At 25.5% G+C, this 6,974-nt stretch carries 5 protein-coding genes; all 5 read right to left on the minus strand.

Features of this window, described 5'->3' with window-relative positions; genetic code table 4:
* Window positions 1-114: 114 nt before the first annotated feature.
* The 5 genes from EHU54_RS03630 to EHU54_RS03650 all read right to left on the minus strand — a co-directional run bounded on the left by EHU54_RS03630 (window position 115) and on the right by EHU54_RS03650 (window position 6,471).
* Window positions 115-3,075, minus strand: a complete 2,961-nt coding sequence (locus EHU54_RS03630) for a 2-oxo acid dehydrogenase subunit E2 (RefSeq protein WP_400248995.1) — start codon at window positions 3,073-3,075, stop codon at window positions 115-117.
* Between the two features lie 244 nt (window positions 3,076-3,319).
* Window positions 3,320-3,889: an MATE family efflux transporter gene (locus EHU54_RS03635; protein WP_400248996.1), complete on the minus strand. Its 570-nt coding sequence runs from the start codon at window positions 3,887-3,889 to the stop codon at window positions 3,320-3,322.
* A 112-nt stretch (window positions 3,890-4,001) separates the two neighbouring features.
* A complete protein-coding gene (locus EHU54_RS03640) occupies window positions 4,002-4,928 on the minus strand; it encodes an MATE family efflux transporter (protein ID WP_400248997.1) in 927 nt (308 codons plus the stop codon).
* Between the two features lie 155 nt (window positions 4,929-5,083).
* Window positions 5,084-5,245 carry a hypothetical protein gene (locus tag EHU54_RS03645; protein ID WP_400248998.1) on the minus strand — a complete coding sequence of 54 codons (162 nt, stop codon included), beginning with the start codon at window positions 5,243-5,245 and terminating at the stop codon, window positions 5,084-5,086.
* A 248-nt stretch (window positions 5,246-5,493) separates the two neighbouring features.
* Window positions 5,494-6,471: an IS30 family transposase gene (locus tag EHU54_RS03650; protein WP_400248999.1), complete on the minus strand. Its 978-nt coding sequence runs from the start codon at window positions 6,469-6,471 to the stop codon at window positions 5,494-5,496.
* Between the last annotated feature and the right edge of the window lie 503 nt (window positions 6,472-6,974).

The raw sequence follows: 6,974 nt of genomic DNA on the forward strand, positions 1-6,974 counted from the left end.
ATAGGAATTTTAAAATAACTAGGTTATGCAAGAAGTCTATTAAAGGAAAAATTTATAGTTATAAAATTTTAAAAAATTAAAAAACCTTATTAATTTTTAATTAATAAGGTTTTTTTATGACAACGTAATTAATTCTGGTGATTCTAAAATTTCTTTTAATCGTGTTAAGAAAATCCCTGCTTCTGCAGCATCAATAATTCGTTGATCAATTGTTAAAGCAAGATTCATTATTGAACGAATTACTAGTTTATCCCCTTTTATGACAATTGGTTTACGAACAATACGCCCAACACCAATTACTGCTGAATTAGGATAAAAAATTGTTGGTGTTGCATTAACTGCTCCAACCATTCCATAGTTGGCAATAGTAATAGTACTTCCTTTTAATTCATAATCATATAATTTACCTTGACGTAAATGTTCAATTGTTTCTTGAATGTTAATTGCAATTTGTTTTAAACTCATTCGCTCAGCAAATTTAATAACTGGAATAACTAATCCCTCACTAGTTTCTGTTGCTAACCCAATGTGTTGTGAATTTTTAATTACAATTTGATTTGTTTTTGAATCATAATATGAATTTAATTTTGGATATTCACTTAAAGCTAACGAAACTGCTTTTACTAAAAAACTCATTGTCGAAAATCGAACACCATGCTCAGCATTAGCATTTTTTAATTTTCGTTGTTGATCAATAATTGCTGACATATCAATTTCAGTATTAATTGTTAATGGTGGTACATGTGCTTGAGACATAATCATTGATTGAATCGCAGGATATCTTGTTGATTTAATTTCTTCTCTTGTTTCTAACCCCTGTGGTTCAACTTGACTATTAGTATTAATAATATTTAAATTGTTATTTAATGGTTGTACCAAGTTTCCATAACTATTAGGAATTGTAGTTTCTGTGGAATTAAATTTTTTAACTTGTAAATTATGTGCTTCACAATTATGTTCAGTTTTTAATTCAGGCCCTTGTTTATTATTAAATTTAAATTCTTTTAACATCTCTTTTAAAACAGGATCTGACTCATTCATTGTTTTTAACATTTGTTGCATTAACATATATTGCATCATTTTTTCAATGTTTGTTCCATCTGTATTATTATTATTATTATTTACTTGACGTAAACTTTGAATTTCTCGTAATAATTCATTTTGACGATTATTTTGTTCTTGATTAACTAAGCGTTCTTTTAAAATTGCCAATTCAATCATTACATTATTGTCAATTGTACCTTTTAAACTACAGTTACTTTCATCACTGTTTTCAAATTGAGTTAATTGCTTAGATGATTGTTGTTTTTCATATGATAAAGATGGTTTAACTATATCATCATTTGTTTTTTTCTGCTGCGAATTATTATCATAATATTCATTATCTAATATTTTATATTGTGATTCAACTTCCTCAAAAGAAGGACGCTGATAATTACTAATTCCTCCTAAAACAGAATCAATTTCAACATTTCCTTTTGCAATTTGCTCCATTCTTTTCTTAATTAACTCTCGTTGATTTCTTGTTTTTAAAATTTTTTCTCGTTGCCCATTATCATTTAATTTTTCATATAAACGATCACGATAAGATTTTAATGGAGAAAAATGTCCTTGTTTTTTTTCTTTCGCTTCATTTGACTCATTTGGATCAATTGTGTAACCATCAGCAGAAATATAAGCTTCATCAGATAATTTTTTGTCATTTGTTTTAAAAGTATTAACATTGTCATTATAATTAGAAGCAGAACTACTATATCCAGTTTGTACTTCTGAGGATACATTTTTTTTAATTAAATCATTCATTCTTCCTTGGACAATATTACGTAAAATTTTAGGACGTCCATCTTCATCTAAAAAATCCATTGAATTTTTGGAATTATCACTTTCTAATGATAACTCATGAAAATCATTATTATTATGTAATTGCTCACGACGTTGATTTACAAGATTACGAAAACTAGTATTTTCATTTTGACCACCAAAAAATGCTGCTGCATTAATTGGTATTTCATCTTGATGCTTTGTTGTATTAACTAAATATTTTGCATATTTTTTTGCTTGATTTTCTTCTGTTAATTTTGTTTGTCCAATTGGAATAGCATTCGTTATAATATTGTTGGGAATAGAAGGCAGTTGATTCAAACTATTTGTTTGTGATTCAAAGTTACCATCTTGAAACATATTACTATTCAAATCAGGAATATTAACCATTGTTGTCTTCGACTCACTTTTTATTTCTTTATTCATTGGGTTTTTAATTGTATCAATTGAAGGAATTTTTTCTCGATTATTAATAATATCATTATCATTAATTTTTAAATTTTTAAATGATAATCTTCGTGTTTTCTTAGGACCAAAAGATAATGCTGTTTCATTCCATCGTTTCTGTTCTTCTTGTGTTATTTTAGTGGGTTGTTCAAAAAGTTGTTTTTGTGATGATGAATTGTTTTGTTGTTGAAAATTAATAGATTGATTTTGTTCAATATTTGTTGAAAAATAAGAACTATTATTAATAGTATTCTCTTTAGAAAAGGGAGTTCCACCATTTTGGTTAAAATTTTGTGATAATATCGAAGTATCATATGGCTGTTGTTCATTAATTAATACAGCTCTTGAATTAATAATGTTTTCATTATTGTAAACTTGTTGCTGATTCAATAAAGGTGGCGTAAAAGTTGGATGTAAAATATTTTCGTTTCCAATACTAATTCCTGAATAATCATCTTCTTCAATATCATTTCATTTTGTTCCAAATTGACCATTTTTTGTTGTCGAAAATTTTACCCCTTTTTTATTTAAACGAGTAAATTCGTTATCTTCAAGACGTTTAAAATAATACTTTTCAATTTCATCTTCAGTTGTTAGCAAATTAGCAATAACAGCATTGGGTTTAATTTTAGTGCCTTCTTTAATTGGCTTAACAATAATTCCATCCATTGGGGCTGTAATAATAGATTCACCATTTTCAGTTTCAATTAAAGCAATTTTATCACCTAATTTAACTTCTTCATTCTGATATAAGAATTTTTTTAAAATTCCTTTTTTTTCTAACGTTAATACTCTAATTTTTTTCATTGTTTCTGATTACCCCATTCAAAAAAACTTAATATGTTTTATTAAATTTAGTTTAGTCACTTTTATACCCATTTTATTACAAAGTAATTATATCATACATTCACTGTTTTTTAGTATTAAAATAAAAAATAATATTATACACAAAAAATAAAAAAATGCAAAATTTTTACATTTCTTTCGCATTTTTTTATCTTTTTTACTTTATTATCAAATTCTGTAATATGCTTAGTTTCTGTTAAATTTTTTACCCATTTTTTCGTTTTAAAATAATCAATGCTCAAATTGCTTTTAAACTGTCAACTGATTGCATAATTAATACAATATAAATAATATCTAAATTTGAAGTAAAAATTAAAATTGCTAATAATGGTACTGGCACTAATCATGTGAATAAAGCATCTAAAACAAAGGCATTCATCACAGCACCACCTGTTCTAATAATGGCATAACTTGTTGCAGCAATCATTAAACAAGGATATCATAATCCATAAGCAAAAAGCATCCAATGTGCAATTCTAAATGTTTCTGGCGTATTATTTACAAACAATAATTCTGGTAAAAATCATCCTCCTGCAACTAAAATTAATCCCGCAATAATTCCAACTAGAAAAGACAAAATAACTAAATGTTTACCATTATATTCTGCCTCTTCTAAATTATTAGCCCCTAACCGGCTGCCAACTAAAACTGAAGTTCGCGCAGCAAATCCATGATACAGCGGCGTATATAAAGCAGCAATAATTGTTGAAAAAATCGCATTTGCTGTTAAAGCATCTAAACTATAATATGCTCGTAATTTAACTTGTACTACCATTCCGACTGATCAAAAAATTTAATTTAAAACAATTGGTCAAGCTTTTTTAAACGCTCGTTTTGTAACATAACCATCAAAGTGTCATCAATTTCGAGGAATAAATTTATACCGTTTATATGAAAATAAAACTATTAAATAAAACTATTATAAAAACAAGTTGCAAAATACGTGAAGCTGACGTAGCAATCGCGGCTCCTTGTACACCAATTCCATTAAAATTTGCAATAAAATTTGGTTCAATTAAAAATGGATTCATAAAACAATTCGTACTTAAAGTAATAACTGAAATTCATACTGCCAAACCTGCTCGACCAGTTTCACGTAAAGTCGTAATAAAAGCAATGTTAATTGCTAACAATGGATATGATAAAGCAACTATTTTAAAATACTCTGCTCCTTCTAATGTTGAAATTGACGCTGCTCTATATTCAAAATATTTAAACCACTGAATTACTAAATCTTTATCCTCAGGTTTTAATTGTGCAACTATCTCAGGGCGAGGAGCATATTTTGGTGTTGTAGTAAAACTAATCATTTCATAACCACAAACCTGCGATAAAATTAATACAATAAGGCAAATAATTAAACAAACATAAATTTTTAATAATGTTACTTGTTGTAATTCTTTATATTTTTCAGAACCATAATATTGTGCATTAAAAACTCCAAAGCCATAACAAACTCCGCTTAGAATTGCAAACATAATAAAATAAAGTTGGTTAGAGGCAGCAACTCCATTAATTGCTAATTGTCCTGCTGTATAATGATATCCAACATAATTTCCTAAACCCCAACTATCTCAAACTGCTTTTACATGATAAACATTATCTGCTCCAAAAATATATTTAATCTCATTAAATAGTTCTTGATAACCATGGACATTTTTTTGAATTGAACTTGCAAAAAAATTATCAACTAAGTCTGTTGATTCCATAATAATTTCTTGTAATGTTGCTAATAAAATTAGTACTAATGCAGTCGCATATCATTTTTTTGAGGCAAAAAATTTCAGATGTTTTTTGCCTTGTACTTTTATCATTGTATCCCCTTTTATAATGAGCCTAAAATATCCTGGAAATATTATAATATAAAAAAATAAAAATCATAATTTTTATTTTAAGTTATCTTTATCTTGATTTTTATTCTTATTTACTGTTTTTTGCTTTTTGTGTTTTTTCTTGACTTACCAATTTTTTACCATAAACTTTCTAATTTTTTATTTTCACTATGATTTGCAACTTGATCAGTTCTTCGTTTGAAAAAAAGAACTAATCCAATTATAAGCATTAAAATTATTATTGAAATTAATAAAGCAGCTCATCATGGAAGAACATCGAATAATGATTTTACTAACAAATGTATTGTCTTGCCCTCCTTTTATATTAATATTTTCTATTATACACAAAAAATAAAAAGATTAATAATCCTTATGTAAATTGTAATTGCAAACACGCTTTTTCCAAAGCTCTTATTAGTAAAATGATAACATCATTTAAAATAAATGCAACTATTTTTTAAAAAAATTAAAATATTTTATAAATATAACTTAATTTAACCATATTTAAGCATACTAAAAAATCATTTATTAAGTTTTATTAATAAATTTATTTATGAACTAATGTTAAAAATTCAAATGCCTTTTTAGAAGAAATTCAGTTAAGACAGGGGCGTAATTTATTATTAATATTCTTCATTATTCAATTTAATTGTTTATTATCAACTTTATTAAAATCTGTTCCAGGCGGTAATCAATGTCTGATATCTCTATTCATTCTTTCAACGTGAGGTTTTTGAGTGGGTGTTCCAGCATCACAAAAATAAACATTAGCACCAATAATTTTTTCTATTTCTTTTCAGTTACTAAATTCTTTACCTTGGTCAGTAATAATGCCTTTAATACAATTTTTAAATAATCTATTCTTAAAAATATTTTTAATAGTTTTAACAACTTCTTTTGCACTTTGTTCTTTTAATTTTTCAGCAATAGTAAATTTAGTTAATTCTTCTGTAAAAGTAAGAACAGATGATCTATGATCAGCACCAACAATACAATCCATTTGAAATCAACCAAATTCATATCTATCATGTTTAGCTTCTTCAATAGTCCGATAATTAGATAATTTACCACGATTATCAGTACTATTTTTCGTTTTTCGTTTCTTTCCTTTAAAATAAAGATATTTTTTATCCATATTAAATAATCCTAAATAAATATATTTATAAAGTGTTTTAAAACACATCGGAAACTTTTCATTAAATTCCTGTTCATATAATTTACAAATTGTTTCCGGAGTATTATGTAAAGTATTAAAATTTTTATTTAATCACTTAATCTGTTTAACTGTTAAAGTAATATGTTTTTTAGAATTTTTTCTATTTTTAAGATATTGTTTTTGTGATTTTAAAGGGTCATATTCCTTAAACTTTTTAAGTTCACGCCGAATTGTTTCCTTATCTCTTCCCATAAAACGTGCTATCTTTGAATAATTAATCTTACCATTTTTCTTTTTATATAATTCTGATATAGATAAATCCTTTAATATAATTTTTTCATTAATACTTAAATGTTTAAATTTTCTCATATCCAAAAGCTCTCTTTCTGAAAATAGTTTTATCATAAAAAAATAAAATTTTAAAAATTTATTTGACATTTTTATATAAAGTGTTATATTTAAATTATATTTATAAAAGTTTAATAGATTTTCCAAAGCTCTAAAAACTTGTTTATAAATTAAAAAATTAAGACTTGAAAAAGTCTTTTTTTAATGTAAAATAAACATAATAAAAATAATATTAAGTTCTTTAATACATTTTGATAGGTGTTTAGTTCTTGATAAGTTTCTTTATTACTCTTTTATTTAATCATATTCATTAAATAATAGCAATTTTAATATGCAAAAAGGAGTAAAAAATGAAAGAATTTAATCCAAAAACAGCAAGTTTACGAACATTTTATCGTAAAATAGATGAATTTTGGCAAAATAAATCACCTAATAAACCATATACTTTGAATGATTTAACCAATGAATTCAACCTTTCTAACCGATGAAGATANGAAATTTANNNGAGCGAGAAGATAGTTCCT

It is taken from the genome of Spiroplasma sp. ald, from assembly GCF_044714355.1.
GTDB lineage: Bacteria > Bacillota_I > Bacilli_A > Mycoplasmatales > Mycoplasmataceae > Spiroplasma > Spiroplasma phoeniceum.